The 21,470-nt window shown below is 70.0% G+C and carries 23 protein-coding genes; 12 read left to right on the plus strand and 11 right to left on the minus strand.

Annotated features, from left to right (window positions below):
* Window positions 1-10: 10 nt before the first annotated feature.
* Complete coding sequence (locus tag IF78_RS0123130) at window positions 11-1,069, minus strand: LacI family DNA-binding transcriptional regulator (protein WP_324617257.1); 1,059 nt, start codon at window positions 1,067-1,069, stop codon at window positions 11-13.
* A 255-nt stretch (window positions 1,070-1,324) separates the two neighbouring features.
* On the opposite strand from IF78_RS0123130, the gene IF78_RS0123135 reads away from it, so the two are divergent.
* From IF78_RS0123135 to IF78_RS0123150, 4 genes are read left to right on the plus strand one after another with little or no spacing between them, the layout of a single operon-like run.
* A complete protein-coding gene (locus IF78_RS0123135) occupies window positions 1,325-2,623 on the plus strand; it encodes an ABC transporter substrate-binding protein (RefSeq protein ID WP_051828104.1) in 1,299 nt (432 codons plus the stop codon).
* A gap of 11 nt (window positions 2,624-2,634) precedes the next feature.
* Window positions 2,635-3,678, plus strand: a complete 1,044-nt coding sequence (locus IF78_RS0123140; RefSeq protein WP_037641003.1) for a carbohydrate ABC transporter permease — start codon at window positions 2,635-2,637, stop codon at window positions 3,676-3,678.
* Window positions 3,675-4,511: a carbohydrate ABC transporter permease gene (locus tag IF78_RS0123145; protein WP_031478107.1), complete on the plus strand. Its 837-nt coding sequence runs from the start codon at window positions 3,675-3,677 to the stop codon at window positions 4,509-4,511. The genes IF78_RS0123140 and IF78_RS0123145 overlap by 4 nt, the downstream gene beginning before the upstream one ends.
* Before the next feature lie 38 nt (window positions 4,512-4,549).
* Window positions 4,550-6,196, plus strand: coding sequence for a glycoside hydrolase family 13 protein (locus IF78_RS0123150; protein ID WP_031478109.1), 1,647 nt, complete (start codon window positions 4,550-4,552; stop codon window positions 6,194-6,196).
* Window positions 6,197-6,301: 105 nt separating this feature from the next.
* Here the strand turns inward: IF78_RS0123150 and IF78_RS0123155 are convergent, their stop codons facing one another.
* Complete coding sequence (locus IF78_RS0123155; RefSeq protein ID WP_031478110.1) at window positions 6,302-6,886, minus strand: SUKH-4 family immunity protein; 585 nt, start codon at window positions 6,884-6,886, stop codon at window positions 6,302-6,304.
* A gap of 159 nt (window positions 6,887-7,045) precedes the next feature.
* Here IF78_RS0123155 and IF78_RS0123160 point away from each other — a divergent pair, with 159 nt between their 5' ends.
* Complete coding sequence (locus IF78_RS0123160) at window positions 7,046-7,660, plus strand: dihydrofolate reductase family protein (RefSeq protein WP_031478112.1); 615 nt, start codon at window positions 7,046-7,048, stop codon at window positions 7,658-7,660.
* Window positions 7,661-7,693: 33 nt separating this feature from the next.
* Here the strand turns inward: IF78_RS0123160 and IF78_RS0123165 are convergent, their stop codons facing one another.
* The 5 genes from IF78_RS0123165 to IF78_RS0123185 form a co-directional block, all read right to left on the minus strand.
* A complete protein-coding gene (locus IF78_RS0123165; protein WP_425314626.1) occupies window positions 7,694-9,154 on the minus strand; it encodes a sensor histidine kinase in 1,461 nt (486 codons plus the stop codon).
* Entirely contained in the window at window positions 9,155-9,880 is a 726-nt protein-coding gene (locus IF78_RS0123170; protein WP_031478115.1) for a response regulator transcription factor, read from the minus strand.
* A 73-nt stretch (window positions 9,881-9,953) separates the two neighbouring features.
* Complete coding sequence (locus IF78_RS0123175) at window positions 9,954-10,550, minus strand: FMN reductase (RefSeq protein WP_031478117.1); 597 nt, start codon at window positions 10,548-10,550, stop codon at window positions 9,954-9,956.
* Window positions 10,547-11,632 carry an LLM class flavin-dependent oxidoreductase gene (locus IF78_RS0123180; protein WP_031478119.1) on the minus strand — a complete coding sequence of 362 codons (1,086 nt, stop codon included), beginning with the start codon at window positions 11,630-11,632 and terminating at the stop codon, window positions 10,547-10,549. The genes IF78_RS0123175 and IF78_RS0123180 overlap by 4 nt, the downstream gene beginning before the upstream one ends.
* A 64-nt stretch (window positions 11,633-11,696) precedes the next feature.
* On the minus strand, window positions 11,697-12,287 hold the full coding sequence (locus IF78_RS0123185; RefSeq protein WP_031478120.1) for a TIGR03086 family metal-binding protein: 591 nt from the start codon (window positions 12,285-12,287) through the stop codon (window positions 11,697-11,699).
* Window positions 12,288-12,350: 63 nt separating this feature from the next.
* Between IF78_RS0123185 and IF78_RS0123190 the strand changes: the two genes are divergently transcribed.
* Window positions 12,351-13,175 carry a helix-turn-helix domain-containing protein gene (locus IF78_RS0123190; RefSeq protein WP_031478122.1) on the plus strand — a complete coding sequence of 275 codons (825 nt, stop codon included), beginning with the start codon at window positions 12,351-12,353 and terminating at the stop codon, window positions 13,173-13,175.
* Here the strand turns inward: IF78_RS0123190 and IF78_RS0123195 are convergent.
* A complete protein-coding gene (locus tag IF78_RS0123195) occupies window positions 13,172-14,062 on the minus strand; it encodes an NADP-dependent oxidoreductase (protein ID WP_031478123.1) in 891 nt (296 codons plus the stop codon). The two genes, IF78_RS0123190 and IF78_RS0123195, sit on opposite strands and share 4 nt — an antisense overlap.
* Window positions 14,063-14,186: 124 nt before the next feature.
* Between IF78_RS0123195 and IF78_RS0123200 the strand changes: the two genes are divergently transcribed.
* Window positions 14,187-14,594, plus strand: coding sequence for a winged helix-turn-helix transcriptional regulator (locus IF78_RS0123200; protein ID WP_031478124.1), 408 nt, complete (start codon window positions 14,187-14,189; stop codon window positions 14,592-14,594).
* Window positions 14,595-14,672: 78 nt separating this feature from the next.
* Here IF78_RS0123200 and IF78_RS0123205 read toward each other — a convergent pair whose 3' ends face one another.
* Complete coding sequence (locus IF78_RS0123205; protein ID WP_031478126.1) at window positions 14,673-15,119, minus strand: hypothetical protein; 447 nt, start codon at window positions 15,117-15,119, stop codon at window positions 14,673-14,675.
* A 165-nt stretch (window positions 15,120-15,284) separates the two neighbouring features.
* Window positions 15,285-15,713 carry an ester cyclase gene (locus tag IF78_RS0123210; protein WP_031478128.1) on the minus strand — a complete coding sequence of 143 codons (429 nt, stop codon included), beginning with the start codon at window positions 15,711-15,713 and terminating at the stop codon, window positions 15,285-15,287.
* Between the two features lie 117 nt (window positions 15,714-15,830).
* On the opposite strand from IF78_RS0123210, the gene IF78_RS0123215 reads away from it, so the two are divergent.
* From IF78_RS0123215 to IF78_RS0123225, 3 genes are read left to right on the plus strand one after another with little or no spacing between them, the layout of a single operon-like run.
* Entirely contained in the window at window positions 15,831-16,607 is a 777-nt protein-coding gene (locus tag IF78_RS0123215; RefSeq protein WP_031478130.1) for an SDR family NAD(P)-dependent oxidoreductase, read from the plus strand.
* Window positions 16,607-16,732 (plus strand): hypothetical protein, encoded by a 126-nt coding sequence (locus IF78_RS50460; RefSeq protein ID WP_267882944.1) that lies wholly within the window; start codon window positions 16,607-16,609, stop codon window positions 16,730-16,732. The genes IF78_RS0123215 and IF78_RS50460 overlap by 1 nt, the downstream gene beginning before the upstream one ends.
* A 58-nt stretch (window positions 16,733-16,790) precedes the next feature.
* Entirely contained in the window at window positions 16,791-18,056 is a 1,266-nt protein-coding gene (locus tag IF78_RS0123225) for a GNAT family N-acetyltransferase (RefSeq protein WP_031478132.1), read from the plus strand.
* Between the two features lie 52 nt (window positions 18,057-18,108).
* Here the strand turns inward: IF78_RS0123225 and IF78_RS0123230 are convergent, their stop codons facing one another.
* Window positions 18,109-19,302, minus strand: coding sequence for an RtcB family protein (locus IF78_RS0123230; RefSeq protein WP_031478134.1), 1,194 nt, complete (start codon window positions 19,300-19,302; stop codon window positions 18,109-18,111).
* 217 nt (window positions 19,303-19,519) lie between these two features.
* On the opposite strand from IF78_RS0123230, the gene IF78_RS0123235 reads away from it, so the two are divergent.
* Together IF78_RS0123235 and IF78_RS0123240 are read left to right on the plus strand one after the other, a co-directional pair.
* Window positions 19,520-20,401 (plus strand): hypothetical protein, encoded by an 882-nt coding sequence (locus IF78_RS0123235; protein ID WP_031478136.1) that lies wholly within the window; start codon window positions 19,520-19,522, stop codon window positions 20,399-20,401.
* Window positions 20,402-20,538: 137 nt separating this feature from the next.
* Window positions 20,539-21,429, plus strand: a complete 891-nt coding sequence (locus IF78_RS0123240) for a DUF3558 family protein (protein ID WP_031478137.1) — start codon at window positions 20,539-20,541, stop codon at window positions 21,427-21,429.
* The last annotated feature ends 41 nt before the right edge of the window (window positions 21,430-21,470 follow it).

The raw sequence follows: 21,470 nt of genomic DNA on the forward strand, positions 1-21,470 counted from the left end.
ATAACGACCGTCAGACCGAGGTGTCGCGAACGTCATCGCCCTGCGGGACCGGAGGCGGGGCCGTGGTCTGCCGGGGGATCAGATGCGTGGGCAGGACCACGTGCCGCACGTGGTCCGCCTCGGAGTCGTCGATGAGGGCGAGGGCGAGCTCGCCGGCCTCGCGGCCGATGTCCGCAGGTGACTGGGCGACGGTGGACAGGTCGGACCAGTCGGCCAGTGGCTGGTCGTCGAAGCCCAGCACGGACATCCGCTCGGGCACGTCGATCCGCGTCCTGCGCAGGACCCCGATGAGGGAGGCGGCCAGTTCGTCCTGTTCGGCGAAGACGGCCGTGGGAGGTTCAGGCAGGCCGAGCAGGTGTCCCACCGCCTCCATCACGCCGCGCTTGTCATGGGGTGGCGCGCCGACCACCAGGTCGTCGTCCACGGGAATGCCCGCTTCGGTGAGCGCCTGCCGGTAGCCGAGGAGCCGTTCCTGTGAGCTGAAGCTGAAGCCTCTGGCCCCCACCGTGTGGGCGAAGGCGATCCGGCGGTGTCCGAGGTTGAGCAGGTGGTGGGTGGCCTTCCGGGCGCCTGCCACGTCGTCGACGTAGACGCTGGGACGGCCGTCGACGTGCTGACTGACATAGATGACCGGCATGCCGAGGTCGTCCAGCCGCGCGGTTTCCGCTTCGGTGAGGTCGAAGCAGAAGACCAGCAGCGCGTCGGCGTTCCGCCGGGCCGGGAGGCGTTCGAAGAACGCGGTGCGCTCGGCCAGGTCGGGGATCACGTAGATGTTCATCTCCATGCCGGCCGCTCGCAGCATCGGCCCCAGGCTGGTCAGAGCCGAGCCCATGAACCATGAGGTGAGCGTGGGCACCATCACGGCCACGTTCCCGGTCTTCCCCGTGACCAGGCTTGCGGCCTGTCGCGACACGGCGAAGTTCAGCTCGCGCGCGGCCTTCTCGACGCGCGCGCGGACCTCCGGGGAGACGGTGGACATGCCGCGCAGGGTGCGCGAAACGGTGGATGTGGAGACCCCGGCCCGTTCGGCTACGTCAGCCATCGTGGGGTGCCGCTGAGCTGGTGGCATGAGCGGACGGTAGCACAGGCGACACAGCAGGCGCGGGCTTTTCTGACAGCGCTTTCATGCCCGTAAACCATCGGCGACAACGCATTACCGCGCGGTAACGCATTGACTTCCAGCAAAAGCGCCCCCTAGCTTGCAAGCGTTGTCACGGCAGGGCCACACAGTCATCTTCCAAGTCGCCCAAATGGGCATTGACCTGGGATTTCGATGTGCGCAAAGGCGTGACAACGCGGTCTCGCACCAGGGATAGGAGACACAGTGAAGACCACAACCACCAGAGCGTTCCCGTGCGTGGGCCTGCTCACCGTCGGCGCCCTCCTCCTCACCGCCTGCGGCTCGTCCGACGGCGGCGGCTCCGGGCAGGCCGCGGGGGCGGGGACCTTCGAAGGCCGCGGGCCCATCACCTTCGTGGCGGGCAAGGACACCACCGGCGCGATACAGCCGATGCTCGACCGGTGGAACAAGCTGCACCCGAAGGAGAAGGTCACCTTCATCCAGCTGCCGACGGACGCGGACGCGCAGCGCCAGCAGATGATCCAGAACGCGGAGACGAAGTCCGACGCCTATACGGTGCTCTCCCTCGACGTCGTGTGGACGTCGGAGTTCGCCGCCCACCAGTGGATCGACAGGCTGCCCGAGCAGCGGTTCCCGCTCGACAAGATGCTCAAGCCGGTCGTGGAGACCGCCAGGTACCGCGACGGCCTGTACGCGGTCCCGGCCAGCTCCGACGGCGGCATGCTGTACTACCGCACCGACCTGCTGAAGAAGGCCGGGATCACCAAACCCCCAACCACCTGGGCCGAGTTGAAGGCCGACTGCGCCAAGGTCAAGAAGCTTCCCGAGGCCCAGGGCATGTCCTGCTACGCCGGGCAGTTCCAGAAGTACGAGGGCCTGACCGTCAACTTCGCCGAGGCCGTGAACTCCGCGGGCGGCGTCATCACCGACGCGAACGGCAAGCCCGACGTCGACACGGCACAGGCGCGTGAGGGACTGGACTTCCTCGTCGACTCCGTCAAGGACGGGACGATCCCCAAGGAGGGCATCACCTACCTGGAGGAGGACGGCCGCCAGGCGTTCCAGTCCGGCAAGCTCGTCTTCCACCGCAACTGGCCGTACGTCTACTCCCTGGCCGGCAAGAGCGACATCAAGGGCAAGTACTCCGTCGCCCCGCTGCCCGGCCTGAACGGCCCCGGCTCCTCCAGCCTCGGCGGCCACAACCTGGCCCTGTCGTCCTTCGCCAAGAACAAGGCCACGGCCCTGGACTTCATGAAGTTCTTCAGCAGCGAGGAGAACACGGCCACGTTCCTCAAGGAGGCCTCCCTCGCCCCGCCGTACGCCTCCCTGTACGACGACAAGGCGCTGGTCGAGCAGTACCCGTATCTGCCGGTGCTCAAGGAGTCCATCCTGCGTGCCGTGCCGCGCCCGCGCGTGGTGCAGTACGGCGACGTGACCTCCGCGGTCCAGCGGGAGGCGTACGCCGCGCTGACCGGGAGCAAGAGCATCGCGCAGGCGCTGAAGGACCTGCAGGAAGCCCTGCAGAAGTCCACCGGGCAGTGAGGCGCGGGGTCATGGCCGACACCAAGATCCCGCCTGCGGCGCCGGTGGGGAAACGGGAGCCCTCGGAGCCGGCGAGCCGCCGCCGTACGCGGGGGCGGTCCCGGGCGACCGCGGGCTCGGCACGGATGGCCGCTCTGCTGGTCTCCCCGACGCTGCTGGTGCTGACGATCGTCGTGCTCTACCCGACGCTCATGGCGCTGAACGAGTCCCTGTACGGGACGAAGGGCCTGGACCCGGAGACCGGGTTCATCAGCGCCACCGAGCCGTTCGTCGGGCTGCGGAACTACGCCGACATCTTCGGCGAGGCCGGGGAGCGGTTCTGGAACGCCTTCTGGAACACGACCTTCTTCACCGTCGTCACGGTCGCGCTGGAGACGCTGATCGGGGTGGCGATGGCCCTGATCATGCACAAGGCGTTCCGGGGCCGCGGCCTGGTCCGGGCGGGCATCCTCATCCCCTGGGCGGTGCCCACGGCCATCTCCGGACTGCTGTGGCGGTGGATCTTCAACAGCGACGGCATCGCCAACGCGCTGATCGGCCATCAGGTCCTGTGGACCACCGAGGGTTTCCACGCCAAGGTCGCGGTCATCGTCGCCGAGGTGTGGAAGACGGCGCCCTTCATCGGGCTGCTGGTCCTGGCCGGGCTTCAGGTCATCCCGAAGGAGGTCTACGAGGCCGCCCGCATCGACGGGGCGAGCCCGGCGCGCCAGTTCTGGCACATCACCCTGCCGTTGGTGAAGCCCGCCCTGCTGGTGGCGATGCTGTTCCGCTGCATGGACGCGCTGCGCATGTTCGACCTGCCGTACATCCTGATCGGCGCCCAGAAGCACTCGGTGGAGACCCTGTCGATGCTCGCGCAGAACGAGGCGTCCAACGTCCGCTTCGGCCCGGCCTCCGCGTACTCGGTGCTCCTCTTCCTCTACGTCTTCCTCGTCGCCCTGGCCTTCGTACGGCTGCTCGGCGCCGACCTGACCGGCGACGTCGGCGCGGGCGGCCGTAAGCGGAAAGGCAGCCGCATCCCGGCACTGCGCCGCCGTACGGAGGTGACGACATGACGACCCTGACGACGAAGTGGCGCAGCGGCCTGCTGTACGCGGGGGTCATCGCGGTCGTGGCCTACTGCCTGGCCCCCTTCTACTGGATGCTGGTCTCCAGCCTGCGCCCCACAACGGACATCTTCGACACCTCGCTCTTCCCGTCCGTGGTGTCGTTCGACAACTACCGCGCCGTGTTCGACCCCGCACAGGGGTTCGGCCGCGCGCTGCTCAACAGCCTGGTCGTGGCCGGGATCACGACCGTCCTGGCCCTGCTGCTGGCGACTTTCACGGCGTACGCCATGGCCCGGCTGGAGTTCCGCTGCAAGCGGCTGATCCTGACCCTGATCATCGCCACCTCGATGTTCCCGGTGGTGTCGATCGTGGTGCCGCTGCTGAAGCTGTTCACGGACATCGGCTGGATCAACACCTACCAGGCCATGATCGTGCCGAGCATGTCCTTCGCGCTGCCGCTGGCGGTGTGGAACCTGACCACGTTCTTCCGGCAGATGCCGGACGAGCTGGAGCACGCCGCCATGGTCGACGGCTGTACGCGCGGCCAGGCGTTCCGCAAGGTCATCATCCCGCTCGCGGCGCCGGGCATCTTCACCACCGCGATCATCACGTTCATCGCGGCCTGGAACGAGTTCCTCATCGCCCTGTCGATGACCAACAAGCCCGGCATGCAGACCGCACCCGTCGCCATCTCGAAGTTCACCGGCGCGACGACGTACGAGACCCCGTTCGGCAGCCAGATGGCGGCGGGCGTCCTCGTCACGGTGCCGCTGGTGGTCATGGTGCTGGTCTTCCAGCGCCGTATCGTCGCCGGGCTCACGGCCGGCGCGGCGAAGTAGACACGCCCCCCTCAGCATTCAAAGGAGCCATACAGCCCATGTCCTTTGCCACAGCACCGTGGTGGCGCAGCGCCGTCATCTACCAGGTCTACATCCGCAGTTTCGCCGACGGCAACGGCGACGGCGTCGGCGACATCGCCGGACTGCGCTCCCGGCTGCCGTATCTCAAGTCCCTCGGCGTGGACGCCATCTGGATCAACCCCTGGTACAAGTCGCCGATGGCCGACCACGGTTACGACGTGGCCGACTTCCGCGAGATCGACCCGCTCTTCGGCACCGTGGCCGAGGCGGAGCGGCTCATCGAGGAGGCACACGACCAGGGGATCCGGGTCATCCCCGACATCGTGCCCAACCACACCTCCGACCAGCACGCCTGGTTCCGGGCGGCGCTGGCCGCGGGTCCCGGCAGCCCGGAGCGCGAGCGCTACGTCTTCCGGCCGGGACGCGGCCCCGACGGCTGCGAGCCTCCCAACGACTGGGTCTCCTGCTTCGGCGGCCCCGCCTGGACCCGACTGCCCGACGGGGACTGGTACCTGCACCTGTTCGCCGCCGAACAGCCGGACCTCAACTGGCAACACCCCGAGGTGCGCCAGGAGTTCGAGTCGATCCTGCGGTTCTGGTTCAGCCGGGGCGTGGACGGCTTCCGTATCGACGTCGCCCACGGCCTGATCAAGCACCCGGAGCTCCCGGACCTGCCGCCCCGCCGCGAACCGGTCGACGGGCAGCCCTGGCAGCACGTCGACCACCCGCACTGGGACCGCGACGAGGTCCACGACATCTACCGCGCCTGGCGAAAGGTGGCCGACGAGTTCCCCGGCGACCGGTGCTTCGTCGCCGAGGCATGGGCGGAGACCCCCGAACGGCTCGCCGCCTACGTCCGCGAGGACGGCCTGCACACCGCGTTCAACTTCGACTTCCTGATGTCGACCTGGGACCCCAAGGACCTGCGCACCGTCATCGACGACTCCCTCTCCATGCTCGGCTCGGTGGGGGCGCCGGCCACCTGGGTCCTGTCCAACCACGACGTCGTACGCCACCCCAGCCGCTACGGCCGCCCCAGCCCCGCCCGGCGCTGGGTGGCCAACGAGCCCTACCGTGCCGAAGGCCCGCTGGACCTGGAGCTGGGCATCCGCCGCGCCCGCGCCGCGGCCCTCCTCATGCTGGCCCTGCCCGGCGGCGCCTACATCTACCAGGGCGAGGAGCTCGGCCTCCCCGAGGTCGAGGACCTGCCCGAGTCCGTGCTCCAGGACCCGGTCTGGGAACGCTCCGGCCACACCGAGCGCGGCCGCGACGGCTGCCGGGTCCCGATCCCGTGGTCCGGGCGGACCGCGCCGTACGGATTCAGTCCCGAGGGCGCGACGGCCGAACCCTGGCTGCCCCAGCCGTCCGACTGGGCCGAGCGCGGTGTGGCGGCCCAGACCGGCGACGAGACCTCCATGCTGGAGCTCTACCGCACGGCCCTGCGCCTGCGCCGCGAGTCCCCGGCCCTCGGCGACGGCACCCTGACCTGGCTGGACGCCCCCGAGGGGGTGCTCGCCTTCCGCCGCGAGCCCGGCTTCGTGTGCGCGGTCAACCTGTCGGCGGAGCCGTACCGGCTGCCCGGCCACCGGGCCGTCCTGCTGGCCGGCGGTCCGGTCGAGGGCGGCGTACTGGCACCGGACCAGGCGGCCTGGCTGGCGGTGTAGGTCTGACCGGCGGTGCAGCGGTCCCGCAATTCACCAGGGCCTGTCCGGTGTTCACTCCCCGCCGACCGGACAGGCCCTGGTTCCTCGCGCGTCCGGCTCTCAGTCTCAGCCCAGACACTCGAAGATCTCGTCCCAGAACTCGGAGTCGTCCACGTTCAGGTCCTGACCGATCATGCGCTCGCGCAGTTCGGTGACGGCGGTCGCGCGTACGGCGTCGTCGGCCGAGCCCAGGGCGTCGCCCGCCTCGGCGATCAGCCCGAGGAGCACGGCCAGCACGGGGAGGTCGTCGGCGGCCGGTCCCTTCCAGCCGGCGGCGTGGTCCCACCCGTTGGGGTCGTAGTGGGTGATGCCGCCGTCGGCCGCGCCGAGCATGAGGTGCTGGTCGTACCAGGTGGCCACCGTGAAGCAGAAGTTCGTGGGCGGGGAGTCGTCGTCGGGGTAGCGTTCCCCGTAGATCTCGTCGGCGTCGAACGGTTCGAGCCCGTCCTCGTCCCGCAAGTGCCTGGTGTCGATCCCCACGATGTCGACGTGGACGGCGGGAAAGCCGACCGTGAGCAGGAACTCCCTCGACGGGCCGTGGGTCAGCTCGGCCGGCAGAGCGGTCTCGTCCGGTCGCCAGAGCGAGCCATCGCCCAGCCGTTCCTCCAGCCACACCGCGTCCGGTATCAGCGGAGTGTCGTTGCTCTTCACTGCGTGGTCCTCATGTTCCGAGTCGGTCGGTCATTGCCCGGCCCCAGTCAATCGCACGGCCCGTTCACCGGAAGGCTTCGGAAGGCTGTCGAATTCGCCGGTTCCCGATCGACGCGAGAGTGAAGGCCGTACCTCCCAGGAGTTCAGGAGCACCTCATCATGATCGTGACCGCGGACATGGCCATCTCCCTCGACGGCTACATCGCCGGGACCGACGTCTCCATCGACAACCCGGGCGGCGACGGCGCCGAGCCGCTGTTCGAGTGGATCCACAACCTTGCGAGCTGGCGGCAGCGCCAGGGCCTGTCCGGTGGGGAGGAGAACCGTGACTCGGAGCTGATGCGCGAGTGGTTCGACGCCACCGGAGCGGTGGTCATGGGCCGGATGATGTACGACACGGGCGAGGAGTTCTGGGGCGACAACCCGCCGTTCCGAACGCCGGTCTTCGTCCTCACACACCGCCCCCGGCCGGCCCTGGTCAAGGAGGGCGGCACCACCTTCACCTTCGTCACGGACGGCATCCACAGCGCCCTCGACCAGGCGAAGGCCGCGGCCGGCGACCGGAACGTCGACATCGCGGGCGGTGCGAGCGTGGTCCAGCAGTACCTCAGGGCGGGGCTCATCGACGAACTGCAGCTGCACGTGGTGCCCGCGCTCCTCGGACAGGGACTGCGGCTCTTCGAGGACGTGCCCGCCGGGCGGCGGACTCTCGAACCGGTCAGGATGGTCGCCACGCCACTGGCGACCCACCTGAAGTACCGCTTCGTGGGGTGAGCCGGAGTGGGCGGGAGCGAGCGGCCGAAGCCGCTACGCGGAGCCCCCCACCGTGAACTCCTCGAACTCCTCCGTCGCGGAGCTCCCCACGGTGAACCCGATCACCGCCCCGCCCCCCTCCCGCCGAAACGCGAACGGCGCTCCCCCGTGCGACAGCGCCACCTCCCTCACGATCGACAGCCCCAGCCCCGAACCGGGCAGCGACCGCGCGTCGGCGGCGCGGTAGAAGCGGTCGAAGACGCGGATCAGGTCGTCCTCGGCGATGCCCGGCCCCCGGTCGAGGACCTCCACCCGAACGGTCCCGGGCCGCGCCGGCCCGGCGATGTTGATCTCGATCGGTGCCGTGCCGTCGCGGTCGAACTTCGCCGCGTTCTCGACCAGGTTGGTCACCGCGCGCTGCAGCAGCCCCGGCCGCCCGTCCGTCGCCGTCTCGCCGCTCGCGCGGACCACGATCCGCCGTCCCGTACGCCGTCGGGCCAGTCCCGCGACGTCCTCGGCGATCTCGGCCAGGTCCACCCGCTGGACCGGGCCGGTGTCGGACTGGCCGGCCGCCAGGTCGACCAGCTCGTTGACCAGGTCGGTGAGTTCGCGGGCCTCCTGGCCGAGGTCGGCCACCAGCTCGTCCCGGGTCGCGGGGGGCAGCTCGTCCATGCGACGCAGCAACGAGATGTTCGTACGCAACGACGTCAGCGGCGTACGCAGTTCATGGCCCGCGTCCTGCACCAGGCGCCGCTGGTCCTCCTCCGACTGCGCCAGCCGGCCCAGCATGCGGTCGAAGGCCCGGCCCAGGCGGCCGACCTCGTCGTATCCCGTGACCGGCACCTGGATGCCGAGCCGCCGGGTGCGGGCGACGTCCTCGGCGGCGGCGGTGAGGACGACGAGGCGGCGGGTGATGCGCCGGGCCAGCCACCAGCCGAAGAGCCCCGCGAGCGTCACGACCGCCGCCATCAGCAGCAGGGTCCGCTGCTGCAGCGCGCGCAGCAGGTCCTCGGTGTCGCTGAACTCCTGGGCCACCTGCACCGCGCCCCGTCCGCCGCCCAGCGCGACGGTCGCGACGCGGTAGACGTCGCTGCCGACGTCGACGTCCTTGTGCTGGACCATCCGCCCGGCCGTGCCGTCCGCCGCGATCCGCCGGTCGGCGGCTGTGACCGGCAGCCCCGGACGGCCCGGGTCGACGACGGCGCCGTCCGGGCCGAGCACCTGCACATCGGTCCGGGCGGGCCGTACGAGATCGTGCCCGGGCGCGGAGGACGAGAAGTCCTCCGGTGTCATCGACCGGTCCCGCACCTCGCCCCGCAGATCCTGCACGACCTCGTCGAACACGGACTCCTGGTCCACCCGCACCAGCCGGGCGGCGGCGGTGTACGACAGCAGACCGACCAGGACGGTGACCACGGCCGTCACGGCGGCGAACGACACAGCGAAGGTGCTGCCGAGCCCCGACCGGCGCCGCCCGGTCAGCAGCCGCTCCAGCAGGCGGCGGGCCGAGCCCACTCAGTCCTCCCGCAGCACGTAACCCACCCCGCGCACCGTGTGGATCAGCTGCGGCGCGCCGGGCTCGTCGAGCTTGCGGCGCAGGTAGCCGACGTAGACGGCGAGGTTCTTGGAGCCGGGGCCGAAGTCGTAGCCCCAGATGCGGTCGTAGATGGTGGCGTGGTCGAGGACGATGCCCGCGTTGCGCACCAGCAGCTCCAGCAGCTCGAACTCGGTCCGCGTCAGCTCCAGTTCCCGCGCGTCCCGCCAGGCCCGCCGCGCCTGCGGGTCCATCCGCAGCCCGGCCGCCTCGATCAGCCGGCCGGCCGGCTCGGGGGTCTGCGCCGGCTTCGGTACGTCGACGGGGGCGCCGTTCGCCTCGCTGGTGCGGCGCAGCAGGGCGCGCAGCCGGGCGAAGACCTCCTCGACGTCGAAGGGCTTCACGACGTAGTCGTCGGCGCCCGCGTCCAGGCCGGCGATCCGGTCCTGGGTCTCCACGAGCGCCGTCAGCATCAGGATCGGCGTGCGGTCGCCCTCGGCGCGCAGCACCCGGCAGACCTGCAGCCCGTCGATGCCGGGCATCATCACGTCCAGCACGAGCACGTCCGGCGGCGTCCGGTGGGCCTGCGCCAGCGCCTCGACGCCGTCGGCGACCGCGGTGACCTGGTAGCCCTCCAGGGTCAGCGCGCGCTCCAGCGCGTGGCGGATGGCGCGGTCGTCTTCGGCGAGGAGAACAGTCTGGGGCACAGACTCATATTGCCAAGCCGCGGCAGTCGTACGACGTGATGAGCGGCTCACCGGCACCCTTCTTACCGGCCTCTCACCCTGCCGGTCGCAGTGCGGCCAGCTGCTCGGCGAACGGCACCACCTCGGGCTCCGCGCCCTTCCTCGCAGGTCGTCCGGCCGCCAGTCCGGACATCAGCGCCGTCAGCTCCCCGGCGGCCCGCTCGATCCGCCCGTCCAGCCCCTCGGCGCCCCAGTCCTCCGACGCGGCGTACACCCCGGTCGGCACGACGACCGTGCGCAGGTACGCGAAGAGCGGGCGCAGCGCGTGCTCCAGGACCAGCGAGTGCCGGGCCGTGCCGCCGGTCGCCGCGATCAGCACCGGCATGCCCGCCAGCGCGTCCTGCTCGATCACGTCGAAGAACGACTTGAACAGCCCGCTGTACGACGCCGAGAAGACGGGCGTGACGACGATAAGGCCGTCCGCCGAGGTCACCGCGTCGATGGCGGCGGCCAGCTTCCGCCCCGGGAAGCCGTTGGTGAAGTTGTGCGCGATCTCCACGGCGAGGTCGCGCAGCTCCACGACCTCCACCTCCACGTCGGCCTGCCGGCCGACCGCAGCCGCCAGCCGGTCACCCAGCAACCGCGTGGACGACGGCACGCTCAGCCCCGCGGACACGACGACGAGCCTCATGCGACGTTCACCTCCTGGGCGGCCTTGAGGGAGGTGTGGGTGGGCGCCTCGGGTACGTCGGCCGGGCGGCCGTTCGCGAACTCCTTGCGCAGCACGGGCACGACCTCCTCGCCGAGCAGGTCGATCTGCTCCAGGACGGTCTTCAGCGGCAGCCCGGCGTGGTCCATCAGGAACAGCTGGCGCTGGTAGTCACCGGCGTACTCGCGGAAGCTCAGCGTCTTCTCGATGACCTGCTGCGGGGAGCCGACCGTCAGCGGGGTCTGGTCCATGAAGTCCTCCAGCGACGGGCCGTGCCCGTAGACCGGCGCGACGTCGAAGTAGGGCCGGAACTCGCGGATCGCGTCCTGGGAGTTGCGGCGCATGAAGACCTGCCCGCCCAGGCCGACGATCGCCTGCTCGGGCGTGCCGTGCCCGTAGTGGGCGTACCGGGTCCGGTACAGCTCGACCATCCGCTTGGTGTGGTCGGCCGGCCAGAAGATGTTGTTGTGGAAGAAGCCGTCGCCGTAGTAGGCCGCCTGCTCGGCGATCTCCGGCGAGCGGATGGAGCCGTGCCAGACGAACGGCGGTACGCCGTCCAGCGGGCGGGGCGTGGAGGTGAAGCCCTGCAGCGGCGTGCGGAACTTCCCCTCCCAGTTCACGACGTCCTCGCGCCACAGCCGGTGCAGCAGGGCGTAGTTCTCGATGGCGAGGTTGATGCCCTGCCGGATGTCCTGGCCGAACCAGGGGTAGACCGGGCCGGTGTTGCCGCGCCCCATCATCAGGTCGACGCGCCCGTCGGCCAGGTGCTGGAGCATCGCGAAGTCCTCGGCGATCTTCACCGGGTCGTTGGTGGTGATGAGGGTGGTGGAGGTGGAGAGGATCAGCCTCTCGGTCCGCGCCGCGATGTAGCCGAGCATCGTGGTCGGGGACGACGGCACGAACGGCGGGTTGTGGTGCTCGCCGGTCGCGAAGACGTCGAGGCCGACCTCCTCGGCCTTCAGCGCGATGGCGACCATGGCCTTGATGCGGTCGCGCTCGGTCGGCGTACGGCCGGTCGTCGGGTCCGGCGTGACGTCGCCGACGCTGAAGATCCCGAACTGCATGGTCGCTCACCCTCCAGATTGTTTACCGTTCAACTATACCTGGAGAACGGAGACCGGTGGATGGCTATTCCCAGTACGGATCGCGCCCGGTCTGCGCGAGCAGCCGCTCGAACGCCGACGCGCCCTCGGCCGCCCGCACCGGCTCCCCGAACACGCCCATCTTCCTGGCCGTCGGCGCCAGCTCGGCAACGGCGCCGGCCAGCTCCGCCACGACCGCTTCGTCGACACCCGGGTAGTCCTGGCCCGTCGCCCGCGCCAGATCCCACACATGCACGGTCAGATCGAGCAGCGCCATCGAGCCGACGAGCCGCGCGGGCATGTTCATCCCGCCGGTCGTCCCCTCCTCGGCGCCGGGCGCGGACCAGGCCGCCACCAGCCGGTCCGCCTCCCCCACGAGCCGCTCCCGCCACTCGGGGCTCCCGGCGACCCGGTCGGGGGTCTCACCGAAGTCCGACGCCTCCTTCGCGGCCAGCCGCTGAAACTGCACGACCACCTGGAAGAGGTGATTGACCAGGGCCTTCACGTCGTACTCGGCGCAGGGCGTGGGACCGGCCAGGGCCTCGTCCGGGATACCCCGCACCACCGCAGCCGCCCGCTCCCGCGCCATGCCCAGCAGCTCACCGATGCCGTACGTCTTCACCGCGTTCCTGTCCATGCCTCCGACCGTAGGGACACCGACGGCTGCCCTTCTTGAAGAAACGCGACGTACGATCCGGCCATGGACGCCCCCCGCCACGACACCCGCGGGATCGTCGACCCGTCCGGACTGCTGAACCACGTCCGCTTCCGCCGCCACGAGCCCGCCGAGCCAGTGCGCCGCCACGTCGAGTGGTACTGGCTCATCGACTGGGACCTGCCCGCGCCCTACGCCTCCCATGTCGTCCCGCATCCGGCCGTCAACCTCACGTTCCAGTGGGACGAGACCGAGGGGCCGCCCTACGCCGAGGTCACCGGCGTGGCACTGGGCCTGTTCACCCGGAAGCTGACCGGACGCGGCCGGGTCTGCGGAGTGAAGTTCCGGCCCGGCGGCTTCCACCCGTACGCCCCCGAGGCCCCGGTGGCGCGGTGGACGGGCCGCGCGCTGCCCGCCCATGAGGTGTTCCCGCAGGCCACGGCCGACGCCTCCCACACGATCGTCACCCCGGCCGACGACGCGGCCCGAGTGGCCGCCCTGGACACCTTCCTCCTGGCCCTCCCGCACACCCCCGACCCCCAGGCCGACCTGGCCATGAGCCTCGTCCAGCACATCCGCGCCGACCGCACGGTCCGCCGCGTCGGCGACTTCGCCGAGGCACAGGGCCTGTCGGTGCGGGCACTGCAGCGGCTCTTCTCCACCTACGTCGGCGTCAGCCCCAAGTGGTGCATCCTCCGCTACCGCATCCACGAGGCCCTGGAACTCGCCGGCACCCGCACCGACCTCGACTGGGCCACCCTCGCCGCCGACCTCGGCTACGCCGACCAAGCCCATCTGGTACGGGACTTCACGGCGACGGTGGGGGTGCCACCGACGGCATACGCCGCGGAAGCCGCGGCCGGGACCTAGGGCACGAGCACCAACCGGCCGCGCACCCCGCCCTCATCGAGCCGGGCATGCGCCTTGGCCGCGTCGTCCAGGGCATAGGTGTCGGCCACTCGAAGCGTCAGCACACCCTCGTCCACCAACCGCACCAGCTCGGCGAGCCGCGCCCCATCCGCACTCACCTCGACCGCACCGGTCCGCACCCCGCGCACCGACGCCGGCTCCGCCCCCGGAATGACGCCGATGTAGGCGCCCCCGTCCCGCACCCACTCCAGAGCCGGCGCACCGAGAACCGCGGCGTCCAGCACGGCGTCGAAGCTCCCCGCCCCGACCTCACCGCTCAGGAACTCCCCGGCCCCCAGCGACCGTACGAACTCCTCGTCCCCCTCCCGCGCCAGCCCGGTCACCGAGATCCCCCGGCGCGCCGCAAGCTGGACGGCGTACCCCCCGACGGCCCCCGCGGCCCCCGTCACCAACAGCGACCGCTCCGGCGTCAGCTCCAGCAGGTCCAGCGCCTGTACGGCGGTCAGCGCGTTCAGCGGCAGCGTCGCCGCGTGGACGGCGTCCACCGTCACCGGCGCCTTGGCCACGGCGTCCGAGGGCACGACGACGTACTCGGCGTGCGTACCCACCGGCTTGACCATGCCGTAGTCGAGCGCCACCACCTCGTCTCCGACACTCCACGCGGCGGCCACACCCACCGCGTCCACGGTCCCGGCGACGTCCCAGCCGAGCCCGATCCGCTTCCCCGTACCTCCGAAGACCCCGGCCCGCACCCCCGCGTCCACGGGATTCAGCGCGGCCGCGGAGACCTTGATCCGCACCTCCCGCGCACCGGGCTCCGGCACCTCCGTCTCCACGACCTCCACGACCTCGGGCCCACCGAACGAGTTCACCACTACGGCACGCACAGCAGCTCTCCTTGGTTTGTCAGCATCTGGACGTTCCGCCGTCCACTGCGAACAACCCTAGGAAGAGCTACTATCCATTGGTAAGTAGTTACCTGAGAGTGCGTACGTACCCCGGAGGTGAGCCATGCCGACCATGACCGCGGCACAGCGACGCGAACAGGCCCGCATCGAGTACGACGCGTTCCTCAAGAGCTGCCCCACCAACCAGCTCCTGGACCGCATCAGCGACAAGTGGGTCAGCCTCGTCGTCGCCGCCCTCGCCACCGGCCCCATGCGCTACAGCGACCTCGGCCGCAAGATCGCCGGCGTCAGCCCCAAGATGCTCACTCAGACCCTGCGCTCACTGGAACGCGACGGCCTCCTCACCCGCACCGTCACCCCGTCCGTCCCGGTCCGCGTCGACTACGAACTCACCCCCCTCGGCCGCAACCTCGCCCTGCTGCTGACCGCGGTGAAGGACTGGGCGGAGACGCACTTCGACGAGGTACGCGAGGCCCGCGAGCGCTACGACGCCGAGGACACCGGCGACTGAGGTCAGAAGGAGCCGGAGCCAGAAAAACCGGGGCCAGAGAAGCCGGGGCCAGAGAAGCCGGGGCCAGAGAAGCCGGGGTCAGAAGTAGTACGTGTCCCCCGTGTCCAGCACGAGCACCCGCTGCCGACCGGACGGCGCCCCGTGCACGGTGTCCAACTCCAGCTCCACCTCCGACGGCGCGTCCCGCAGCCGTACCCGCAACCCGACCCGCTGGCCCACCCCGTCCGCATCCGGCCCACCCACCCGGCACAGCAGAACCCGCGACTCCGCCCGCACACAGCCCCGCGGCAGCGCCTGCCGGTCCGCCAGCGGCACCGACCAGCGCAGCCGTACCGTCACCTTCCCACCCGGCGCCCCGCCCGACGCGGGACGGTGCGGCGCGAACCGCACATCGGCCTTCCCGGCGGCCAGCGCCACGGACCCGTGATAGGCGAGCGGCGCCTCGGGCCCGCCCACCGCACCGACACCCGGAGCCGCCCCACCGACCGCCACCACGGCCGCACCGCACACCACGGCAACCCGCATCCGCCCCACTCCTCACTCCACGTGGTCATACGGTCGTACCGATGTATCCCACGCGGAGCGCCCGGCAGGCGCCGTCCAACAGGTGACTCGAGGGCCCATGCGCGAACTCACGCCAGGGCATGCGAAATCTGCCCGGCTTGGCCGAACGAACCCCGCCGCGAGGCCCTAACTCGGCGGCAGCAGCCCCAACTGCCCCAGGAAGTCCATCTCGTCGAAGTAGAGCCGGTACTCCACGATCTTGCCGTCCCTGACCGTCGCGAAGTCCACCCCGCGGATCCGGATCTCCTTCTGCGTCGCGGGAAGGGTCTCCCCGGTCGGCAGCTGGATCGGCCCGGTGTTGCGCCCGCTGAAGTACCCCTCGTCGATGGCCGTGTCACCGACCTCGTACGAGTGCACCGACTCGTACGTCCCGTCGGGGATCGCCTCCGTCATCTGACGCCAGTACTGGACGATGCCGTCACGCCCGCGGATCTCACCGCCGTCGGGAGTGAGCGCGACCGCGTCGTCGGCATACAGCTCACCGAACGTCTTCGCGTCCGCATGCGTGGTGATCGCGTCCGTGAGCCGGTCCATCACGTCACGTGCCTGTCCCATGATCCACCTCCTGTCCAGGGGATCACCCATCCCATTGTCCCACCGCACCGCCCGCCTATCCTGGCCGGACAGACGCTCGACCCGACCGCGCACGTCGACCACGCACGAGGAGCAGCCATGTCCGCCGCCGCACCGTCCGCCGCCTCCCGCATCGCCGTCGTCACCGGCGCGAGCGGCGGAATCGGCGCCGCCACGGCACGACAGCTCGCCGCGGCCGGCTACCGGGTCGTCCTGACCGCCCGCCGCAAGGACCGCATCGAGGCGCTCGCCGAGGAGATCAACGCGGCCGGCCACTCGGCGACCGCCTACCAGCTGGACGTCACCGACCGAGCCGCCGTCGACGAGTTCGCCACGGCCTTCACCACGATCGGCGTCCTGGTCAACAACGCGGGCGGCGCGCTCGGCGCCGACCCCGTGGCCACCGGCGACCCCGCCGACTGGCGCACGATGTACGAGACGAACGTCATCGGCACCCTGAACCTCACCCAGGCCCTGCTCCCGAAGCTGGACGCCAGCGGCGACGGCACGGTCGTCGTCGTCTCCTCCACCGCCGGCCACGGCACCTACGAGGGCGGCGCGGGCTACGTCGCCGCCAAGCACGGCGCCCACGTCCTCGCCGAAACCCTGCGCCTGGAGATCGTCGGCCGGCCGGTCCGCGTCATCGAGATCGCGCCCGGCATGGTCAGGACGGACGAGTTCGCCCTGACCCGCTTCGGCGGCGACAAGGAGAAGGCGGACAAGGTCTACGAGGGCGTCGCCGAACCCCTCACGGCCGACGACGTCGCCGACACCATCACCTGGGCGGTCACCCGCCCCAGCCACGTCAACGTCGACCTCCTCGTGCTCCGCCCCCGCGCCCAGGCGTCCAACACCAAGGTCCACAGGGAGCTGTAGTGACCGACCGCCGCAAGGGCCCGCACGACGAACGCCAGATGTGGTGGTGGCTCGGCTACTTCCTCTTCGGCATCCACATCGTGGCGTTCGTCATGATCTACGCGGTGACACACGCGCCGAAGTGACCGGCGCCGCGGTAAATGGCGAGGTACGCCGTGCGACGACCGCATATGGTCACTGCACGTGGACAGACACATACGCTTCGACGCACTGCACAACTTCCGTGACCTGGGCGGCTACGCGACGGCGGACGGCCACCGCGTCCGCCCCGGCCGCCTCTACCGCACCGACTCCCTGGGCAAGTTGAGCGAGGGCACCCCGGACTGGACCCGCTTCCTCTCCCTGGGCATCCGCACGGTGATCGACCTGCGCTACCCCTGGGAGATCGACACGACGGGCCGCATACCGGACGACCCCTCCCTTGCCTACCACAACCTCAGCATCGAGCACCGCCCCTACAACCAGGCAGGGTTGGGCCCCGAGGCGGAAGTCGGCCCCTACCTGGTCGAGCGGTACGTGGAGGTGGCGGAGGACGGCACCAAGGAGATCCGCGGAGCGCTGGAGCTGGTGGCCGAGTCGGCGCAGTCCGCGCAACCCCTGGCCTTCCACTGCGCCTCCGGCAAGGACCGCACAGGCCTGCTGGCGGCGCTGGTCCTGGGCCTGCTGGGAGTACCGGACCCCACCATCGCCGAGGACTTCAGCCTCACCGAACTGGCGGCCCCGGCACTGCTGACGGAATGGAAGGCCCGCAACGCCGGCCGCGCACCCACATGGCCGGGCTTCGGCAAGGCACCGGAGTCGGTCATGCGCCTGTTCCTCACGGCCCTGAGGACCCGCTACGGCTCACTGGAGGGCTACGTCTCGAACGCCCTGGACCTCGACGCGGAAGCCTTGTCGACAACCCTCCGCAACACCCTCCTGGAACCCCACCCCACAGCCCATCCACCCCTGACGTACCGCAAGGCGACACCGACGGACGCGGCCCTGCTGGTCCACCTCCGCGACTCGGCCGCCCTCTGGCAACTGGCCCGCGGAATCGACCAGTGGCGCCCCGGCGAGAAGAACGAGGCCCACTTCATCCACCGCATGCAGGAGGGCGAGGTCTGGCTGGCGCACGCCGGTGACCATGTGGCGGGCGCCTGGGAACTCTGGTGGAGCGACCCGGCGGCCTGGGGCCCGCGCCCCGCCGACGCGGGCTACATCCACCGCCTGATGACGACCCCGCACACGGCCCCACCGGGCACGGGCCGCCGCATGCTGGCCGAGGCGGAGGCCCGCATCACCGCGGAGGGCCGCCCTTACGCCCGCCTCGACTGCCTCGCCTCCAACCCCCGCCTGCGCGCCTACTACGAGTCGGCGGGCTACGAAGTGGTCGGCGAACAGTCCGCGAAGGACGGCGGGTTGGGGAGCCCGTACGCGGTGACGCTGCTGGAGAAGCGGCTCGGGTGACGGGCGAGGAGTGAGCGGACGTGCGAGACCCCGTCGACCGGGGCCTCGCGCGTCATCCCTTCACACAGACGACCTGCTTCAGCTTCGCCACGACTTCCACCAGGTCCCGCTGCTGATCGATGACCTTTTCGATCGGCTTGTAGGCACCCGGAATCTCGTCCACGACGCCGGAGTCCTTGCGGCACTCCACGCCCCGCGTCTGCTCCTCCAGGTCCTTCGTCGAGAAGCGCCGCTTCGCCGCGTTACGGCTCATGCGCCGACCGGCGCCATGCGAGGCCGAGTTGAAGGCCTTCTCGTTGCCGAGGCCCTTCACGATGTACGAACCCGTGCCCATCGAGCCCGGAATGATCCCGTACTCGCCGGAGCCGGCCCTGATCGCGCCCTTACGGGTCACGAGCAGGTCCATGCCGTCGTAGCGCTCCTCGGCCACGTAGTTGTGGTGTGCGCTGATCTCGGACTCGAAGGTCGGCTTCGCCTTCTTGAACTCCTTGCGGATCACGTCCTTCAGGAGCCCCATCATGATCGAGCGGTTGTACTTGGCGTACTCCTGCGCCCAGAACAGGTCATTGCGGTACGCCGCCATCTGCGGGGTGTCCGCGACGAAGACGGCGAGGTCACGGTCGACCAGGCCCTGGTTGTGCGGCAGCTTCTGGGCCACGCCGATGTGATGCTCGGCCAGCTCCTTGCCGATGTTCCGCGAGCCGGAGTGGAGCATCAGCCAGACAGAACCGGTCGTGTCCAGGCACACCTCGACGAAGTGGTTGCCGGATCCGAGCGTTCCCATCTGCTTTCCGGCGCGTTCGTGACGGAATTTGACCGCTTCCGCGACCCCGTCGAACCGCCCCCAGAAGTCGTCCCACCCGGCCGTACCGAAGCCATGCAACCGCCCGGGGTCAACCGGACTGTCATGCATCCCCCGCCCCACCGGAATAGCCTGCTCGATCTTCGACCGCAGCCGCGACAGATCCCCCGGCAGGTCATTGGCGGTAAGGGACGTCTTGACGGCCGACATCCCACACCCGATGTCCACCCCCACCGCCGCAGGACACACAGCCCCCTGCATAGCGATGACGGACCCGACCGTCGCCCCCTTGCCGAAGTGGACGTCCGGCATGACCGCCAGACCCTTGATCCACGGCAGGGTCGCGACGTTGCGCAGCTGCTGCAGGGCCACGTCCTCGACCGTCGCCGGGTCGGTCCACATGCGGATCGGAACCTTCGCGCCCGGCATCTCCACGTACGACATATCGTCCTCTATCCCCCGGAATCAAAACACAAGCCTGAAATCGCAAAACCGGCGCCAGGGTCGGTGAAATGGGACAACGGACCGGCGTCCACGGCAGTGCGTGCGATACACATTGTCTCCAGTGGGCGCCCCCGCACGGCAAGCGATTAACCAGCGGGGACACTGAGAGACCCGGCAACGGACCGACCACACAGCCACCGTCGAGAGGAGCCTGACCGTGCAGCGGAAGGCGTACGTATCCGGCGTCGCCGCGCTCCTCGCGGCGCTGCTGGCCGGCTGCACCGGCAGCTCCGACAGCGGTGGTTCGACCGACGACGCCAACCCGGGCGATGCCGGTACGGCGACCGTGACGGCCGAGCCGGGCCGGTACGACACGCTCCCGGAGCCGTGCGACGTGGTGGGCCAGGACACCCTCGACTCGCTGCTGCCCGGCATCAAGCAGCTCACGGACGGGGAGCAGCGTGAGAAGGCGTACGAGGGCACGCCGACGGTGACGTTCGACACGGGCCGCAAGGCAGGTTGCCGTTGGAAGGTGGAGTCGGCGGACGCCACGGACCATCTCTTCGTCGACTTCGAGCGTGTGGTGTCGTACGACACGTCGGTGAGCGACGACAGCGAGGCGGAGCAGATCTTCGCGACGGAGCGGGAGGCGGCCGACCTTCCGGAGCCGACGAGTTCGGGGAGTGGTGAGAGCGCCGAGGGGACGTCGTCGGGCGATCCGAGCGGTTCGCCTTCTGCGTCGGTGTCGCCTTCCTCTTCTACCGCTACGTCTGACTCGTCCCCTTCGTCCGCGTCCTCGTCTTCCTCGTCTTCGTCGTCCTCCCCTGCTATCCCCACGGACGGCGCGACGCCCACCGAGTTGCAGCCTCGCGTCCTCGACGATCTCGGCGACGAGGCCTTCCTCGACGACGGGCTCAGTACGTCGGGTTCGACGGCCCAGCAGCGCACGGTGACTGTGGCGTTCCGCACGTCCAACGTGATCGTGCGGATCGTGTACGAGGAGCAGCCGGCGACGGTCGGTGTGGTCCCGGACAGTGAGGAAATGCAGGACAGGGCCCTGAATCTGGCTTCGCGACTGGCGGATGAGCTGTCGGAGTAGCGCCCCTGCGTCGCGCCTGTGCGCCTGTGTGCGACGTAACCGAAACGAGACCACACAGCTTCTTCACCGCGTACCGTGGCCCCTCGGACCCGTTCCGACCGCAGGGACCACGAGTGTCAGTCATGAGTGAAGGAACCATGCAGCGAGCAGCGAAGCGAGACCAGCATGACCGGTGTGAGCAGCGCGAGCAGTGGGCGAGGGGCCTGCGCCGCGTCCTTGTCTGCGCGGCCGCCGTCCCGGTGATGCTGATCGCCACGGGTTGTTCCTCGGACTCCGGTTCGGATGACGGAGCCGGGGAGAGCACGAAGGCGTCGGCGTCGGAGTCGTCCGCGAGCCCGTCGCCGACGGTGCAGGCGGCTGTGTACGAGTCGCTTCCTCAGTCGTGCAAGGTGTTGGCGAAGAAGACGCTGGAGGATCTGGTCCCGCAGGCCAAGTCCGGCAAGGCGGGGTCGTCGGACGATTCCTCGACGCGTGGTTCGTGCTCGTGGAGCAGCCTCGACAACAACGGTGTGAAGGGCTCGCAGTTCCGCTGGCTGAACGTCTCTTTGCTGCGTTTCGACTCGGATGTCACGCGTGGCTCGGGTGAGGAGCTGGCGCGGGAGTACTTCGAGACGCAGGTGGAGGACGCCCGCTCGGTGAGTGGCGCGAAGAACGTCAAGTCGGAGCCGGTCGCCGGGGTGGGCGACGAGGCGACAGCGGTGCGTTACGACCTGAAGAAGAAGGAGGGCGCCTTCAGGCAGGAGACGGTGGTGGCCCGGGTGGAGAACGTGGTCGTGACGCTCGACTACAACGGCGCCGGTCTGGCCGGTGAGAAGACGCCGAGCGCGGATGCGCTGGACAAGCTCGCGCAGAAGGCCGCGAAGGAGGCGGTGGCCGCTGTGACGAAGGAGAACGGCAGCGGTGGTGCGGGCACGCCGAGCAGCGCCCCTTCGAAGTCGGCTTCGAAGTCAGCTTCGAAGTCTCCCTCGGCCGGCTCGTCGAAGGCGGCGTCCAGCTCCTCGTCCAAGTCAGCGTCGAAGAAGAGCTGACTGTCACACCTGCCTGGGCACTGAGTCACAACGCGCAGCTC

The sequence above is a fragment of the Streptomyces bicolor genome, from assembly GCF_000719285.1.
GTDB classification, from domain to species: Bacteria; Actinomycetota; Actinomycetes; order Streptomycetales; family Streptomycetaceae; genus Streptomyces; species Streptomyces bicolor.